The 15,609-nt window shown below is 50.9% G+C and carries 15 protein-coding genes; 4 read left to right on the top strand and 11 right to left on the bottom strand.

The genetic code is table 11. The features are described 5' to 3' along the window. Positions 1-17: 17 nt before the first annotated feature. The 7 genes from ACO05E_RS09160 to ACO05E_RS09130 all read right to left on the bottom strand — a co-directional run bounded on the left by ACO05E_RS09160 (position 18) and on the right by ACO05E_RS09130 (position 7,658). Positions 18-737 carry an SDR family oxidoreductase gene (locus ACO05E_RS09160; protein WP_419812631.1) on the bottom strand — a complete coding sequence of 240 codons (720 nt, stop codon included), beginning with the start codon at positions 735-737 and terminating at the stop codon, positions 18-20. A gap of 174 nt (positions 738-911) precedes the next feature. Further along, positions 912-1,841 carry a porin gene (locus tag ACO05E_RS09155; protein ID WP_419812630.1) on the bottom strand — a complete coding sequence of 310 codons (930 nt, stop codon included), beginning with the start codon at positions 1,839-1,841 and terminating at the stop codon, positions 912-914. A gap of 369 nt (positions 1,842-2,210) precedes the next feature. Beyond that, a complete protein-coding gene (gene phoU, locus ACO05E_RS09150) occupies positions 2,211-2,933 on the bottom strand; it encodes a phosphate signaling complex protein PhoU (protein WP_419812629.1) in 723 nt (240 codons plus the stop codon). Between the two features lie 30 nt (positions 2,934-2,963). After that, positions 2,964-3,767: a phosphate ABC transporter ATP-binding protein PstB gene (gene pstB / locus ACO05E_RS09145; RefSeq protein ID WP_419812628.1), complete on the bottom strand. Its 804-nt coding sequence runs from the start codon at positions 3,765-3,767 to the stop codon at positions 2,964-2,966. Between the two features lie 91 nt (positions 3,768-3,858). Beyond that, positions 3,859-5,139 carry a phosphate ABC transporter permease PstA gene (pstA, locus tag ACO05E_RS09140; RefSeq protein ID WP_419812627.1) on the bottom strand — a complete coding sequence of 427 codons (1,281 nt, stop codon included), beginning with the start codon at positions 5,137-5,139 and terminating at the stop codon, positions 3,859-3,861. Beyond that, positions 5,132-6,505 carry a phosphate ABC transporter permease subunit PstC gene (pstC, locus tag ACO05E_RS09135; protein WP_419812626.1) on the bottom strand — a complete coding sequence of 458 codons (1,374 nt, stop codon included), beginning with the start codon at positions 6,503-6,505 and terminating at the stop codon, positions 5,132-5,134. The genes pstA and pstC overlap by 8 nt, the downstream gene beginning before the upstream one ends. A gap of 109 nt (positions 6,506-6,614) precedes the next feature. Continuing rightward, complete coding sequence (locus tag ACO05E_RS09130) at positions 6,615-7,658, bottom strand: PstS family phosphate ABC transporter substrate-binding protein (protein ID WP_419812625.1); 1,044 nt, start codon at positions 7,656-7,658, stop codon at positions 6,615-6,617. A 248-nt stretch (positions 7,659-7,906) separates the two neighbouring features. Between ACO05E_RS09130 and ACO05E_RS09125 the strand changes: the two genes are divergently transcribed. Further along, the gene (locus tag ACO05E_RS09125) at positions 7,907-8,848 is read left to right on the top strand and encodes a hypothetical protein (RefSeq protein ID WP_419812624.1); all 942 of its coding nucleotides are present in this window, start codon (positions 7,907-7,909) and stop codon (positions 8,846-8,848) included. A 12-nt stretch (positions 8,849-8,860) separates the two neighbouring features. Here the strand turns inward: ACO05E_RS09125 and ACO05E_RS09120 are convergent, their stop codons facing one another. Continuing rightward, positions 8,861-9,538, bottom strand: coding sequence for a zinc metallopeptidase (locus tag ACO05E_RS09120; protein ID WP_419812623.1), 678 nt, complete (start codon positions 9,536-9,538; stop codon positions 8,861-8,863). 179 nt (positions 9,539-9,717) lie between these two features. Between ACO05E_RS09120 and ribA the strand changes: the two genes are divergently transcribed. Then, positions 9,718-10,347, top strand: a complete 630-nt coding sequence (gene ribA, locus ACO05E_RS09115) for a GTP cyclohydrolase II (protein ID WP_419812622.1) — start codon at positions 9,718-9,720, stop codon at positions 10,345-10,347. Positions 10,348-10,402: 55 nt separating this feature from the next. Here ribA and dxs read toward each other — a convergent pair whose 3' ends face one another. The 3 genes from dxs to ACO05E_RS09100 form a co-directional block, all read right to left on the bottom strand. Then, on the bottom strand, positions 10,403-12,283 hold the full coding sequence (gene dxs / locus ACO05E_RS09110) for a 1-deoxy-D-xylulose-5-phosphate synthase (protein ID WP_419813677.1): 1,881 nt from the start codon (positions 12,281-12,283) through the stop codon (positions 10,403-10,405). A 154-nt stretch (positions 12,284-12,437) separates the two neighbouring features. Further along, complete coding sequence (gene ispA / locus ACO05E_RS09105) at positions 12,438-13,316, bottom strand: (2E,6E)-farnesyl diphosphate synthase (protein WP_419812621.1); 879 nt, start codon at positions 13,314-13,316, stop codon at positions 12,438-12,440. Then, a complete protein-coding gene (locus ACO05E_RS09100; protein ID WP_419812620.1) occupies positions 13,309-13,587 on the bottom strand; it encodes an exodeoxyribonuclease VII small subunit in 279 nt (92 codons plus the stop codon). The genes ispA and ACO05E_RS09100 overlap by 8 nt, the downstream gene beginning before the upstream one ends. 170 nt (positions 13,588-13,757) lie before the next feature. On the opposite strand from ACO05E_RS09100, the gene pomA reads away from it, so the two are divergent. Beyond that, positions 13,758-14,513 (top strand): flagellar motor protein PomA, encoded by a 756-nt coding sequence (pomA, locus tag ACO05E_RS09095; RefSeq protein ID WP_419812619.1) that lies wholly within the window; start codon positions 13,758-13,760, stop codon positions 14,511-14,513. 79 nt (positions 14,514-14,592) lie between these two features. Beyond that, positions 14,593-15,570, top strand: coding sequence for a flagellar motor protein MotB (locus ACO05E_RS09090; protein WP_419812618.1), 978 nt, complete (start codon positions 14,593-14,595; stop codon positions 15,568-15,570). The last annotated feature ends 39 nt before the right edge of the window (positions 15,571-15,609 follow it).

Below are 15,609 nucleotides of genomic sequence, written 5' to 3'. Positions count from 1 at the left end.
TACCCTTCGTATTACGATTAAGGCTGTTGGCGAGTTGGTGCCAGAACAATCTCACGAATGCACACGCTTTGTGGCTGCTGGTAAGCAAACTCAACCGCACGAGCTACATCATCAGACGCTAATACACCGCCCATGCTGTCTTTCCACGACTGGTAGCCGTCGATGATTTCATCCGAACTGGTATGTGACAGCAGCTCAGTTTCTACTGCACCCGGAGCAATGGTAACCACACGAACGTCATCAGCAGCCACTTCTTCACGCACATTTTCAGAGATGGCATGAACAGCGAATTTAGTACCGCAATAAGCCGCGTGATCCGGGAAGGTCTTACGACCTGCTACAGAGCTGATGTTAACAATGGTACCGCTTTTGCGTGCTTTCATCGGTGCCAGTACCGCTTGCATACCATTCATCAGGCCAATCACGTTCACGTCAAACATGTTTTTCCACTCTTGTGGATCCTGAACGTCTAACTGGCTCAGCAGCATTACACCGGCATTATTTACTAACAGGTCTGCCGGGCCGAATTGTGCTTCCGCTTTAGCAATCGCCGCCTCAAACGATGCTTTATCGGTGACATCAACTTTTTCACACAAGGTGTTCGGCAGTTCCAGCGCGGTTAAGCGCTCCACACGACGTGCCAGTAATAACAGCGGATGGCCAGCAGCACTCAGACGCTGAGCAATCGCTTCGCCAATGCCAGAGCTGGCGCCGGTAATAACAACTAATGGTTTCATCTTCTTTCTCCTGCTGGTTTTCATCATTTGCAAGCAGTGTAGACCATCATCTTTTGTTGATATATACAGGACAGATCACCAGACTATTGCTGTACAACAACAATAAATAACTGGCATAAAAAAACCGCTGAGCCAGGAAGCTAAGCGGTTTTGCGTTCCGGGTTTTAAATAACCTTAGAACTTATACTCAAGACCAACACCGGCGTAATCTTCGTTGTCAGCTTGTTTGTAGTTGTTGGCAGTGTAATAAACAAACGCTTTTGCACCTTTACCCAGCTTGTAGTCAGCGCCTACAGAAGTAGTACGCGCGCCTTCAGCGTTGTTGATTTCGGATTCACCGTGCTGTGCTTTTAACTTAACCGCACCCACTTTATAAGCCGCTGACAGTACCCAGCCTTCAGCTTTGTCACCGTCTTTATCCTGCTTTTCCCACAGAGCGCCCAGTTGTGCACCCGCTACTTTAACCTGAGTCACGGCACGCAGAACGTCAGTGGTGTTAGCTTCCACTTTGTCGTCGTAAGCCACACCCAGGTAGTAATCGCCGTGAGTGTAGGTCAGGCTGGTAGAAACTGCGTCTTTGCGCTCGCTGGTTTCATCTTCAGAAACAATCTGATCCACTTTTAACTGCAGGCCAGCAAACTTAGGAGAGGTGTACTGAACGCTGTTATCTTCACGGTTATCACTTTTAGTGATCACGTTTTTGATATCACCTTCAAGGTCATTAAACAGGTCGATTTTATTTTGCAGACGTTTCAGTGGGGTATCGAATTTACCCACAATGATCTGACCATAGTCACTGTCTAAACCAGCGTAGCTGTTACGCTGAGTGAAGGTTTTGCCGTCTTTATCACCATCATCCGGGTTTGTTTCATATTCCAGCTGATAAATTGCTTTCAGGCCGTGTGACAGTTCACTTTTACCTTTTAAGCCCAGACGAGAAGCATTTGATTTTACTTCGCTGAAGCTGTTGCCTTCTTCTGTTGCATTCTGAACCGACAGGTTCAGCTTGCCGTAAAAATCAATCTCCGGCACGTTGATTTCAATTTTCTCAGCGTGCGCTAAAGCAGGAACAGTCAGAGCCAGGAATAAAGCCGTTTTTTTCATTGTTTCAAATCCAAAGTTATCAAAGCATCTGGCAATCATGAGCTGCTGCTGAATCAGCGTGAGCACCGCTTGCCGAACTGGTGACAAATTTATTTCAGCAATGTTACATCTTTGTTACATCACCCCAATATATTTCAGAAAGATGACATTAAGATTTCACCTGCATGACAGATTACGAACAATGCCAGGCTTTTCGCTGGCACTGTTACGCAGTTACTGTTAATACATATTCTTCCAGAGTAGCAGACATTCTTGCCAATGTTTTCTCTGAGCACAAAAACAGGGCATAAAAAAACGGCTGCCTGAATAACAGGTCAGCCGCTTTCTTTTTCGGGCTTTTTACAACCTTCAGAAAAACAGAGCTGTTGCTTAGTCTTTAGTGACCTGCTCAGCCTGCTCTTCGATTTCTGTCAGAGAGCTATGACGCACGTCTGCACCACTGACCAGATAAATCACCTGCTCAGAGATGTTACGGGCATGATCACCAATACGTTCAATGGCGCGCAGAATCCACAGGATATTGATTGCCTGAGAAATCGATCGCGGATCTTCCATCATATAGGTCATCAGCTCGCGTAATGCCGCGGCGTATTGATTGTCGACCAACTTATCGTTGCGCACCACTTCAATCGCACCATCCACATCGTGACGGGCGAAGGCATCCAGTGCACCGGCGATCATTTTTACCACTTCCGCGCCCATATAACGCATCGCCTGCTGGCAGATTTCAGAGCGGCCTTTATCGGCCACTTCTAAGGCATGAATAGCAATTTTACAGGCTTCATCACCGATACGTTCCAGGTCACGTACCACTCGTGACACCGCCAGTACCATGCGCAGATCGGAGGCGGCAGGCTGACGTCGTACCAGAATCTGAGTACATTCCTGATCGATGTTAATTTCCATATTATCCACTTCTTCTTCGCGGCGGATAATATCGTCGGCCTGACTGGTGTCACCTGAGCAGATGGCATCAATGGCATTCGCCACCTGACGCTCGACCAGACCACCCATTCCCATCATATGGTTACGAATGGCTTCCAGGTCGGCATTAAACTGACCGGAAATATGCTGGTTAAAATTCATTTCCATAAGACTTTCCTTCTGTTTCGGGCACGGGCCTTATCCGAAGCGGCCAGTGATATAAGCTTCTGTTAACGAGTGCTCGGGTGTTGTAAACACCTGATCAGTCGGATTCACTTCAATCAGCTGGCCCATGTGGAAGTAGGCGGTACGCTGGGAGACACGCGCAGCCTGCTGCATTGAGTGGGTTACAATTGCGATGGTGTAATTTTCACGCAATTCATCAATTAACTCTTCAATTTTAGCAGTTGCAATCGGATCCAGCGCGGAACAAGGTTCATCCATCAGAATCACTTCCGGATCAACCGCAATGGTGCGGGCAATACACAAACGCTGTTGCTGACCACCGGACAAGCCGGTACCCGGTGCATGCAGGCGGTCTTTTACTTCATTCCATAAACCCGCACGCTGCAGACTTTTTTCAACAATCTCATCCAGATCCACCCGTGACGACGCCAGACCATGAATACGCGGGCCATAAGCGATGTTGTCATAGATCGACTTAGGGAAAGGATTCGGCTTCTGGAAAACCATACCCACACGGGCACGTAATGGCACCACATCGACTTTGGAGTCGTAGATGTTTTCGCCGTCGAGCAGGATTTCACCTTTGATATTACAGATATCAATGGTGTCGTTCATACGGTTTAAACAACGTAAAAAGGTCGATTTACCACAACCGGACGGGCCGATCAGGGCAATCACTTCGTTGGAACCAATATCCAGGCTAACGTCGTAGATAGCCTGCTTCTCGCCATAAAACACCTGCACATCACGGGCGCGCAGCTTGGCATTGTCAGAAAACGGCTCGCCATGGGTCTGGTGATTTTCGATGATGCTCATAATAATCAATCCAAATATTCGTTAAATTCTTACGTAGCCATCCAGTCCATATACCGTCTGAATAGCTACTGGATATTCAATACAGACGCGCTTACCAGCGACGCTCCAGACGGCGGCGTAACCAAACCGCGGCGGTGTTCATTAAAATCAGAAAGCCCAGCAACACAATAATGGCGCCGGAAGTACGCTCAGTAAATGCACGCTCCGGGCTGTCAGACCATAAGAAGATCTGCACCGGTAACACGGTAGATGGGTCATTCACAAAGCCCGGAACATCCACCACAAAGGCGATCATACCAATCATCAGCAATGGTGCGGTTTCACCCAATGCCTGAGCCATACCAATGATGGCACCGGTTAACATACCCGGCAGCGCCAGTGGTAACACATGGTGGAACACCACCTGCATTTTTGAGGCACCCAAACCAAATGCTGCTTCGCGGATGCTCGGTGGTACCGCTTTAATCGCTGCACGACCGGAAATAATAATGGTTGGCAAGGTCATCAGGGTTAACACCAGACCACCCACTAACGGGGTCGAACGGGCAACACCAAAGATATTAATAAAGATCGCCAGACCTAACAGGCCAAAGGTGATCGACGGCACCGCTGCCAGGTTATTAATGTTAATTTCTACCAGCTCAGTAAAGCGGTTACGTGGAGCAAACTCTTCCAGATAAATCGCCGCTGCCACACCAATCGGGAAAGACAACAAGAAGGTCACCAGCAGGGTCAGCAAGGTGCCTTTAATGGCACCGTGAATACCGGCCAGCTCAGGTTCACGCGAATCACCGTTGGTGAAGAATAACTTGTTAAAGCGGGTGTGCAGCTTGCCTTCGTCAATCCACTGATTCAGAACGGTCAGCTGAAACTCGTTAAACTGCTCATCATAGCCACGCTCACGATCGTGCTTAAACCACTGGTCAACCGCATCGTCTGCCAGCAGAGTAATCGCCAGCTCGGTTCCCAGCAGCTCAGGATTCTGCTGCACCGCTTCCATCAGTTGCCAGGAAGCACCGGCACTGACCATACCGTATAACGCCCGGCGGTTTTTACGGCCTTTCGGTTCATAGGCTTTTTTCAGGTGACGTTTAATCAGACCTTCAAAGTTGGCAGCACGGATTTCTTTAAAGCTGGACTGAGGGTTCAGCCCCAGATAATCAGCATCCAGAAATACACTTTGCTCAATCACGGTCTGACGAAAGGCAGAAGTACCCTTCGACAGAATATCGCCAAACAACACCACCAGACAAAGCAGGCCAAATAAAATAGAGGCCATACCGTATACGCGGAAGCGCGTTTCCGCCGCACGGCGCTTGGCCATGCTTTTTTCAACTTTTTCGCGCGTCGTTAAGTTGGATGAATTAGTCATATTGCTCTCGGTATTTCTGTACAACTTTCAGGGCAAAATAGTTCAGCGTCAGCGTCACCAGGAACAACACCAGACCCAGGGCAAATGCCGCCAGCGTTTTCGGTGAATCAAACTCCTGGTCACCCACCAGCAGGGTCACAATCTGAACGGTTACGGTAGTCACACTATCGAGCGGGTTTGCCGTCAGGTTGGCCGCTAAGCCTGCCGCCATGGCAACAATCATGGTTTCACCAATGGCACGGGAAACCGCCAGCATAATCGCACCAACAATACCCGGCAGAGCTGCTGGAATAACCACCTGACGTACTGTCTCACTGCGCGTGGCACCCAAGCCATAACTGCCATCACGTAGCGCTTGAGGTACCGCATTAATCACGTCATCAGACAGCGATGAAACAAACGGGATAATCATCACACCCATCACTAAACCAGCCGCCAGAGCACTCTCGGAAGAAACCGCCAGTCCCATGCTCTCGCCCAGGTTCCGGATCACCGGAGCAACGGTTAAGGCAGCAAAGAAGCCATAAACAACGGTTGGAATACCCGCCAGTACTTCCAGTGCTGGTTTAGCGTATTTACGCACGGTTTCACTGGCGTATTCGGATAAATAAATCGCCGACATCAGTCCCACCGGAACCGCGATCACCATGGCAATAAAGGAAATTAATAAGGTACCGGCGAACAGCGGCACAGCACCAAAGCTACCGGATGATCCGGATTGATCAGCACGCAGGGCCACCTGTGGCGACCAGGTAGTACCAAACAGGAATTCAATCGGGCTGACTTTCTGGAAGAACATCCAGGCTTCGTACAATACCGATGCCAGAATGCCCACTGTGGTTAATACCGCCACACCAGAGCTGGATAACAGTAAAATGCTGACAATGCGCTCGACCTCAGTACGGGCACGCATCTGCGGCTGAATACGACGCCAGCTCAGGCCTAAGCCCAGCAGCGCCAGCATCACAACCGCACCGGCATTTAACAGACGAGTGCGTTCTTCCAGCGCCAGCAAATGTTCTACCGCAGGCTCCAGCGACGCATCGGCACTCACACCCGCACCAGTCGCTAGGTTATGCACCTTGCTCAGAGCCAGCTGGATATCCGTTGCGCTACCTTGCTGAATATTCGCTGGCAGCTGCGCAACTAATAAGCCATCAATCACCGGCCCTTGCAGCAGACTCCAGATAATTAACAGCATCAGTGCCGGTAAACCGGTCCAGAGTGATACTAAGGCACCGTAATGTGTCGGCAGGGAGTGTAACTTACCTCCCTGATTAGCGATGGCCCTAGCACGGTTGCGGCCCAGTAAATAGGCGCCTCCGAAGAAAATCAGGATCGCAATGATTAAGCTACTGTAATTCATGGTGTTAGCTCATGGCGTGTAATTGAGTGTGTATTTAACGTGCAAAAGCCGAGGTGTAAAAACCCCGGCTTATGCGTCAATCAAGGGCCGCATTGTATGCGGCTACTACTTATTTAGCAGCAATTGGTTTCAGATTTTTCACATTGGCAACCACTTCGGCACGCTCGTCATCCAACATTGGAATCATGCCTTTGTCAGCCAGGTAACCGTCTTCGCCCATGGCACGCTCAGAAGTGAACTCAGCCAGGTACTCTTCGATACCCGGGATTACACCTACGTGTGCTTTCTTCACGTAGAAGAATAACGAACGGCTAACCGGGTAATCACCTTCAGAGATTGCATCAAACGTCGGCAGTTTGCCGTCTACTTTGCTACCCTGAACCTTGTCAGAGTTTTGCTCCAGGAAACTGAAGCCAAAGATGCCCAGTGCATTCGGGTTAGCCACCAGCTTCTGAACGATCAGGTTATCGTTCTCGCCCGCTTCAACATAAGCACCATCTTCACGCATGCCGTGACAGATCGCTTTGAACTTTTTCTTATCCTGCTTTTTGATCGCCTTGATAAAAGGTACTTTCTTACAACCACCTTCCATTGCCAGCTCAACAAATGCATCACGGGTACCGGACGTTGGTGGTGGACCTAATACTTCGATTTTACGGTTTGGCAGAGCCGGGTTAACGTCTTTCCAGGTTTTGTATGGGTTATCAACCAGAGTTTCGCTGCCGTCTGGGTTTGGAACGTTTTTCGCCAGTGCCAGGAAGATATCTTTACGGCTCAATTCCATACGGTCTGCCGCTTTGGTGTTCGCCAGTACGATACCGTCGTAACCCACTTTTACTTCAACGATTTCAGTTACGCCGTTTTTAGCACACAGCTTGATTTCTGAACCTTTGATTGCACGGGATGCATTGGTGATGTCTGGTGTTGTGTCACCCACACCAGAACAGAACAGCTTCAGACCGCCGCCGGAACCGGTTGATTCAACCTTAGGCGTACGGAAGTCAGTCGACTTACCAAAGCGCTCAGCAACAACAGTAGAGAACGGGTAAACAGTTGAAGAACCAACAATGCTGATGTAATCGCGCTCAGCCTGGGCGGTAGTGCTTAATGCTGCGGCCATAACAGCTGCGCCAGTCAACAGTACTTTTTTCATAGTGACTTCCTTATTTCACCGCTGTGCGGTATTCGGTAGTGATCATTTGATGGCGGGCATTATTTGACAGCAATGTTACAGAAATATGACAACAGAGAACGGCCGTGACAATTAGGTTTCATTTTTATGACAGCGCGGCGCAATAGTCTGGCTGCAAGGTGGCAGAACTCGGCTGATCGGCTGATTGAAGCGGGCCCTTTCATGGCGCTAGTATCACGCCCAAACATGCATTAATACCGGAGGTCAGGATGAATTCCGCCGTGCAACGCCACTCTTTCGAGGCACACTCTCCTCAAACACCCGCCGTTGAAACATCCTCCAGCGAAGCACCTGACGAAGTGCAGGCACGCCAGCTGCTGGGCACGCTCAGCCACAACCCGGATGATATTCAGGCCGCTTACAATCATCAGTATCGCCGCTGCGCTCTGGATCTGGCACGCGTTGATACTCACGCTGAGCAACAGCAGCTGGAACAGCGCTTAAGCGAATATCGTCGCGCCAGAGCTATCCTGCTGGGAGAACTAACACCAGCGGCACCACAAACAACAGCACCAGCAACATCATCACCGGCAGCTACAGGGCCAACAGAATCACAGCCCAGCGGACTGCAAAAACCAGCCAGCCACCGTGCGTTAAACGTTCTGGTTTCATCAACGCTGGTATTACTTCTGTGTGCCTTGAGTGTGTTAACCAGTTTGTTTATCAATCAGAAAACACAACTCGGCACGCTACAACATCAGCTCAGTGAACAGTCCCGTTATCAACAGCAATTACAACAAACACTGGAGCAGACTCTGGCCCATCAGGAGCAGGCCCACCAGCAGTGGCTGGCCGCCTTGGGTCAGCAACAAGGGCTGATCCGACAACAACAGCAACAAATTACCGCACAGCAACAACAGATGGCTGCGCAACAGCAGCAGATTGCTCAGCAGCAGAACGTTAACCTCAAACTGTCTCAGGAAATGGCGCAGCTCGGCCAGCACTTGTCTGCCGAGCAACGTAAGGGGCTGGCGTTACAGCAACAGGGGTTGGTATTACAACAACAGGTTGCTCGTCTGAATCAACAATCTGACGTGTTAATTGGTGAATTATGTCAGGACAGTGCCGGGGTTTTTCCACAGGTGGAACCGGCCATGATGCCGGTTTATATGAATCGCTGCCGATTGCTCTGGAGTCTGGCGAGTGAATAGACTCCGCAGGCCCTAACGCCTTAAATAGCGCAACCATCGCCAGACATTTAACAAACTGGCTAGCGACCCGGCCACATAAGTCAGCGCCGCCGCTTTCAGAATCTGACGCGCAGCCACCCTGTCCTGCTCTGCAAAATAGCCTCCCTCCTCCAACAACGGCAACGCCTTATTAAAGCTGGCATCCCATTCCACCGGCAGTGTTAATAAGTGCATCAGTGTTCCCAACAACATAGCCGCGACGGCAGCAAACAATGCCCAACGAGACGCGGCTGGCGCAACGCTCAGTAACATAGGTGCTACCATCAGCGCTAACGGCGCTGTTTTTTGTGCCCAGTAGGCCAGATAAGCGAGCAATGTACGGCTTTGAAACAGGGTTTCTTTGCGATGATGCTGTAGCGCATGGCCCACTTCATGGGCCGCCACCACCACAGAAGTCAGGGTTTTACCTTCCAGCTTATCCTGCGTCAGGCGCACCATTTTATGTTGCGGATCATAGTGATCGCCATCTGGAGTAGCTTCAACGCCAACGTCTTCAATTTCCAGTTTGGTGAGCAGATGACGCGCCATTTCTTCCCCGGTACCAGGGAAATCCGGCCGATGAGCGTGATGTTTGCGGAGCACATATTGCACCCACAGGCCCGGTAAACTAAGCAACAACAGTAATGTCAGGAACAGAATCAGCCAAAACATAAAAGCAGGTATTTCCCTCAGTGGTCACGTGAGACAATCTATTCTAACGCTAATTTAATTGCCATGGACTCTCCGAAATAGTCACTGGCGGAGAGTACTGATAGAATACGCGCCCGTTTCAAGCCATGCCGGTCAATCACTGGCTGGCGGTAGTTTCCGACTTGTCAGAGGTCACAACATTGAGCATTCAGTTTATCGCCTCCTCTAAACTTCCTACACCCTTTGGTGTATTTACCATGCATGGCTTTGAAGAGACCAGCACGGGGAAGGAACATGTGGCACTCACCATGGGCGATGTCGCCAGTGGCGAACCTGTGTTGGCGCGTGCTCATTCAGAATGCCTGACCGGCGACGCGCTGTTCTCGATGCGCTGCGACTGCGGCTATCAGCTGGAAGAAGCACTGCGTTCTGTCTCCGAAGCGGGCCGTGGCGTGGTGTTGTATCTGCGTCAGGAAGGTCGTGGTATTGGTCTGCTGAACAAGATCAAAGCCTATAACCTGCAGGATCAGGGCGCTGATACAGTCGAAGCCAACGAACAACTGGGGTTTGGTGCCGATATGCGTAACTACTCCATGTGTCAGCCGATGCTGGACACCTTAGGCATCCAGGCCATTCGTCTGATGACCAACAACCCCCGTAAAGTAAAAGCGTTAACCGATGCTGGTGTGGATGTGGTGGAGCGAGTACCGCTACAGGTTGGCCGTAACCCACATAACGATGGTTACCTGAAAACCAAAGCCAGCAAGTTAGGTCATTTCTTACCCAAAGATGATGATGCGCTGATCACCCATCAGGACGACGAAGCCTGATCGTTCGCTTCGTCACTGCTTTTTTACGGCTGAGCTTGGCGACAACGATCGAACGTTAGTTATTGAACGTTAGCTCCTGAATCAGAGCCGTCAGCGAAGCTGTATCTAAGCCAACTTCAGCCAGTTGCTGCGCCGGTGACGCATGTTCAATGTAACGATCCGGAATCCCCAGCACACGACAAGGTGTCATGATGCCCTGAGCCGATAAGTGCTCCAGTACGGCGCTGCCTGCACCACCCGCAATGGCGTTCTCTTCCAGTGTGATCAGATAATCGTGCGTGTTCGCCAGCTGCTCAACCAGCTCGGTATCCAATGGCTTCACAAAACGCATATCGGCAACCGTGATGTCATGCGTGTCGGCAACGGCTAATGCATTGTGTAACGGCGCACCAAACGCCAATACGGCCACCCGTTTTCCGGCTTCTGCCTGAGTTTCACGACAAATCCGGCCTTTTCCTAATGGCATAACGGTCATCGCCCGTTGTGGCTCAACGCCGATGCCTGAACCTCGTGGATAACGCACTGCAGCCGGGCCCTGATATTGATAGCCGGTGTATAACATCTGGCGACATTCGTTTTCATCCGAAGGCGTCATGACCACCATATTCGGAATGCAGCGCAGATAACTCAGATCGTACGCACCATGGTGGGTTGGCCCGTCTTCACCGACCAGTCCAGCCCGGTCAATGGCAAACAGGACGTCGAGATTCTGTAACGCCACATCATGAATCAGCTGATCATAACCGCGCTGCAGGAAGGTCGAATAAATCGCCAGTACCGGTTTTGCCCCTTCACAAGCCAAACCGGCTGCCAGCGTTACCGAGTGCTGCTCGGCAATGGCCACATCAAAGTAGCGCTGCGGATATAACTCGGAGAAACGAATCAGATCTGAGCCTTCGCGCATCGCCGGGGTTATACCCATCAGACGTTCATCGGCCTCGGCCATATCACACAGCCAGTCACCAAACACATTGGAATAAGTTGGCTTAGATGCTGTTGCCGGAGCGGAACCGGCTTTCTTCAGCGCGTGGTACTTAATCTGATCCGCTTCGGCTGGCGCAAAGCCTTTGCCTTTTTTGGTCACCACATGCAGGAATTTTGGCCCCGGCAGTTTTTTCAGATTATCGAGGGTATGCACCAACTCTTCGGTGTCGTGGCCGTTAATCGGGCCATAATAATTAAAGCCCAGCTCTTCGAAGAAGATGCCCGGCGCCACCATGGCCTTCATATGTTCTTCGGTCTTGCGCGCAAACTCCCAACCAGCCGGAATTTTACCCAGCACTTTTTTGCCACCTTCGCGCAGCGAGTTGTAGGTCTGGCTCGACCATAAGCGGGTAAAATATTTGTTTAACGCACCGACGTTATCAGAGATCGCCATGTCGTTATCGTTCAGAATCACCAACAGGTCAGACTTTTCATGGCCCGCGTGATTTAACGCTTCGAACGCCATGCCGGCGGTCATGGCACCATCACCAATAATGGCAACGGCCTGATGTTCTTTGCCCTGAGCGCGCATCGCCAGGCTCATGCCCATCGCGGCGCTGATGGAGGTGCTGGAATGACCAACACCAAAGGTGTCGTATTCACTTTCGCTGCGTAACGGGAATGCCGCCGGGCCTTCGGCACTGCGAATAGCGGTCATCTGTTCACGACGACCTGTCAGAATTTTATGCGGATAAGCCTGATGACCAACGTCCCAGACCAGCTTGTCGTCCGGGGTGTTAAAGACGTAATGCAGCGCCACCGTGAGTTCTACCACGCCCAGCCCGGCACCAAAGTGGCCGCCCGACTGACCAACGCTGTAAAGCAGATATTCACGCAATTCCTGACACAACTGCGGCAGCTGTTCCTGATCCAACTCACGAACATCGGCAGGCAGGTTCACACTGTCCAGCAACGGCGTTGATGGTCGGGAAACGGGAATTTCGGTAAACATCAAATCTCACACATCCGGTCACGGCGCTTATTTTATAAACAGACGGGCTTTCGGGAGCCGCTGACTGCCGTTAGTTAATGCGCCTTTAAATAGGGCGCACATTCTAACGGTTCACAGGGCGGTTGAGTAGCATCAGAGCGCTAAGTTGTCGGAATCAGTGATCACGCTCGATGATGTAATCTGCCAGTGCGGCTAATACTGAGGTATCTCCAGGCAGTGCCTGTAAAGCCTGTTTTGCTTCCGTTACCAGCTGCTGCGCTTTTTGTTTCGCGCCCTCCAGCCCCAGCAACGCCGGATAGGTGGGTTTGTTCAGCGCCACATCGGCCCCCTGAGTTTTTCCCAGGGTGGCGGTATCACTTTCAATATCGAGAATGTCGTCCTGCACCTGAAATGCCAGACCAATGGCTTCGGCGTATTGTTTGAGCGCGGCCAGCACCTCAGTCTCAACCGTCTCCAACACCGAATAAGCGCCCATTTCCACCGCCACCCGGATCAGCGCCCCGGTTTTATGACGATGCATATTTTCCAGCTGCTCCAGCGTCATCGACTGGCCCACATGGTTCAGGTCAATCGCTTGCCCGGCCACCATACCGGCACCACCAGCGGCTTTAGCCAATAAACGAATCAGCTGCAGACGTTGACCATCGGATAGCAGGCTATCAGCCAGCACTTCAAATGCGGCAGTTAACAGACCATCCCCCGCCAGAATGGCAGTGGCTTCATCAAAGGCGATATGACAGGTGGGCTTACCACGACGTAAGTCATCATCATCCATCGCCGGTAAATCATCATGCACCAGAGAATAACTATGCACCATTTCCAGCGCACACGCGGCGGCATCGGCTTGTTGCCACTCGCCATTCAGGGCCTGAGCCGTGGCATAAGCCAGAAACGGACGTAAGCGTTTGCCGCCATTTAATAAACCGTGCTTCATCGCGGCGGCTAAGCGGGCATCCGCCAGCTGTAAATTATCCAGGGCACTGAGTAGCTGAGTTTCAACCCGCTGCTGCGCCTGGGCCAACTGCTCATGCATTGTAACTGCCTCCTCCATTAGAGGAGTTGTCTGTACCGTTAAACGGATACGCCTGCGACTGACCATTCTGTTCCATCAGAATCTGCACCCGCTGCTCCGCGGCTGACAAGGCCTGCTGACACTGACGTGTCAGGCGTACACCTTGTTCGAAGGCTTGCAGCGAATCCTGCAGTGACAGCTCACCACTTTCCATCTGCAATACCAGCTGCTCCAGCTGGCCCAGTGCGTGTTCAAATTCAAAAGCTTGTTCGTCGTTTGTCTGTTCAGTCATATCAGCAGGCCTGTTGAGATGCGGCCACACTAAACCCAGCGTCGAAAGATTGCAATTCAGCTTAATCAGCAATCAGACAGGAAGAACCGCAAACATTGTCTAAACTCTTTAATGAGTTTTGTTTTACGTACTTATTTCATTTCTTCTCGCAGGAATCGCAAGGAGCAGTAGTGGATCTCGCAACGTTAGTCGGATTAGTCGGCGCTTTTGGCATTGTTATTTATTCCATGATTCTCGGTGGTGACATCAGCATGTTTGTGAACGTGCCGTCACTATTGATCGTTATCGTCGGCAGTATCTTTGCCGTGATGATGAAATATGAGCTGGGGCAGGTATTAGGTGCCGCCAAGGTCATGGGCAAAGCCTTTATGTTTAAGCTCAGCAAGCCAGAACCCGTCATTGAAGAAGTGGTGGAGCTGGCCGGTTTAGCCCGTAAAGGTGGCTTGCTGTCATTAGAAGGTAAGGAAGTCAGCGATGATTTTCTCGCCAAAGGCATCCAGTTACTGGTCGATGGCCACGACCCGGATGTGGTGCGCACCTTATTAAATAAAGAAAAGAAGTTATCTACCGATCGTCACGATCTCGGAGCTTCCATTTTTCTGGCATTGGGTGATGTTGGCCCGGCGATGGGCATGATTGGTACCCTGATTGGTCTGGTTGCTATGTTGGCCAACATGGATGACCCGAAATCCATCGGCCCGGCGATGGCGGTTGCCCTCTTAACCACCTTGTACGGCGCTATGATGGCAACCATGTTTGCCCTCCCTGTTTCCGACAAATTAACCCTGCGTATGAATGAAGAAGATCGTCTCAAGTCGATGATCATTGATGCCCTGTTGGCGATTCAGAGTGGCCAGAATCCGCGAGTCATCGAAACCATGCTGCAGTCCTATATTCAGGAAGGGAAACGGGTTTCTTCAGAATAAGTCGCCCCGAGCCGATAACCTGAGTAACGGCCCTAAGTAACCATAAACGCTGATATTGATGTAACAAGCTGAGAAATTTATGTCCGCCGAAGAAGAAGAGTGCCCCCCCTGTCCCGCCGGGATACCGGCCTGGGTAATGACATTTGCCGACCTGATGTCGCTGCTGATGTGTTTCTTCGTTCTGTTACTGTCGTTTTCAGAAATGGACGCGTTGAAATTCAAGCGACTGGCCGGTGAACTGCGTGAAGCGTTTGGTGTGCAGACCCTGATTAACGTCAGTGATCCGCCTAAAGGGACGTCGGTGATTGCCCGGCACTTTAGCCCGTCGATCCCGGAGCCGACACCGATCAATGAAATCCGGCAGAAAACCAGCGATATTACTAAAAGCTCGCTGGAAGTACTTTGCCAGGATGAAGTCACCCAGCAGGAAGAGTCTCAGGGTGACGAAGGCAAGCTCACCCGTGAGGTAGTGGTAAAAAGCAGCGAAGTGGACAGTCAGGCAGCCGAGCAGGAAGCGCTGGAAATGGCTGCCAAGCTGGAAGATGAAATTGCCGAAGGTCAGGTAGAAATCGAAACCTCAGGCAAAAAAATCATTATCCGCATTCAGCAGCGTGGCGCCTTCCGCTCCGGCTCTGATTATATTGAGGATCGTTTTTTACCGGTGATCGACAAAATCCGTGAAGTGCTGGTGACTGTTCCCGGTAAAATTTCGGTAGAAGGTCATACCGATAATATTCCGATTCAGGGTGGCCGTTTCCGCACCAACTGGGGGCTTTCAACTGCCCGTGCGGCTGCTTTTGCTGAGGAATTATTTATCGCGCCAGAGATGGATGAAGACCGTTTTCAGATTGTTGGTCATGCTGACAAGATGCCACTGGTTGAAAATGACAGCGCAGAAGGCCGGGCACGTAACCGCCGGGTAGAAATTATTATTCTGCGCAAACGTGAAGACGATGATGATGATAAGCCGATTATTCAGGCCGACGATAACCGTGTTGAAGATGCGTTAAATGCCAGACCTGAGGACTTTGAATTAAGCCCGAACGAAATTTTTTAAACTCGTGAGTATTCATGGGTTGAGCCATATAGGAAAACA

The organism is Bacterioplanoides sp. (genome assembly GCF_965226395.1).
Taxonomy (GTDB): domain Bacteria; phylum Pseudomonadota; class Gammaproteobacteria; order Pseudomonadales; family Oceanobacteraceae; genus Bacterioplanoides.
This window is presented reverse-complemented; position numbering and strand designations above follow the sequence as displayed.

Coding starts and splice junctions, on each gene's coding strand:
- ACO05E_RS09160 (WP_419812631.1), bottom strand. CDS start 737: ATGAAACCATTAGTTGTTATTACCGGCGCCAGCTCTGGCATTGGCGAA.
- ACO05E_RS09155 (WP_419812630.1), bottom strand. CDS start 1,841: ATGAAAAAAACGGCTTTATTCCTGGCTCTGACTGTTCCTGCTTTAGCG.
- phoU (WP_419812629.1), bottom strand. CDS start 2,933: ATGGAAATGAATTTTAACCAGCATATTTCCGGTCAGTTTAATGCCGAC.
- pstB (WP_419812628.1), bottom strand. CDS start 3,767: ATGAGCATCATCGAAAATCACCAGACCCATGGCGAGCCGTTTTCTGAC.
- pstA (WP_419812627.1), bottom strand. CDS start 5,139: ATGACTAATTCATCCAACTTAACGACGCGCGAAAAAGTTGAAAAAAGC.
- pstC (WP_419812626.1), bottom strand. CDS start 6,505: ATGAATTACAGTAGCTTAATCATTGCGATCCTGATTTTCTTCGGAGGC.
- ACO05E_RS09130 (WP_419812625.1), bottom strand. CDS start 7,658: ATGAAAAAAGTACTGTTGACTGGCGCAGCTGTTATGGCCGCAGCATTA.
- ACO05E_RS09125 (WP_419812624.1), top strand. CDS start 7,907: ATGAATTCCGCCGTGCAACGCCACTCTTTCGAGGCACACTCTCCTCAA.
- ACO05E_RS09120 (WP_419812623.1), bottom strand. CDS start 9,538: ATGTTTTGGCTGATTCTGTTCCTGACATTACTGTTGTTGCTTAGTTTA.
- dxs (WP_419813677.1), bottom strand. CDS start 12,283: ATGTTTACCGAAATTCCCGTTTCCCGACCATCAACGCCGTTGCTGGAC.
- ispA (WP_419812621.1), bottom strand. CDS start 13,316: ATGCATGAGCAGTTGGCCCAGGCGCAGCAGCGGGTTGAAACTCAGCTA.
- ACO05E_RS09100 (WP_419812620.1), bottom strand. CDS start 13,587: ATGACTGAACAGACAAACGACGAACAAGCTTTTGAATTTGAACACGCA.
- ACO05E_RS09090 (WP_419812618.1), top strand. CDS start 14,593: ATGTCCGCCGAAGAAGAAGAGTGCCCCCCCTGTCCCGCCGGGATACCG.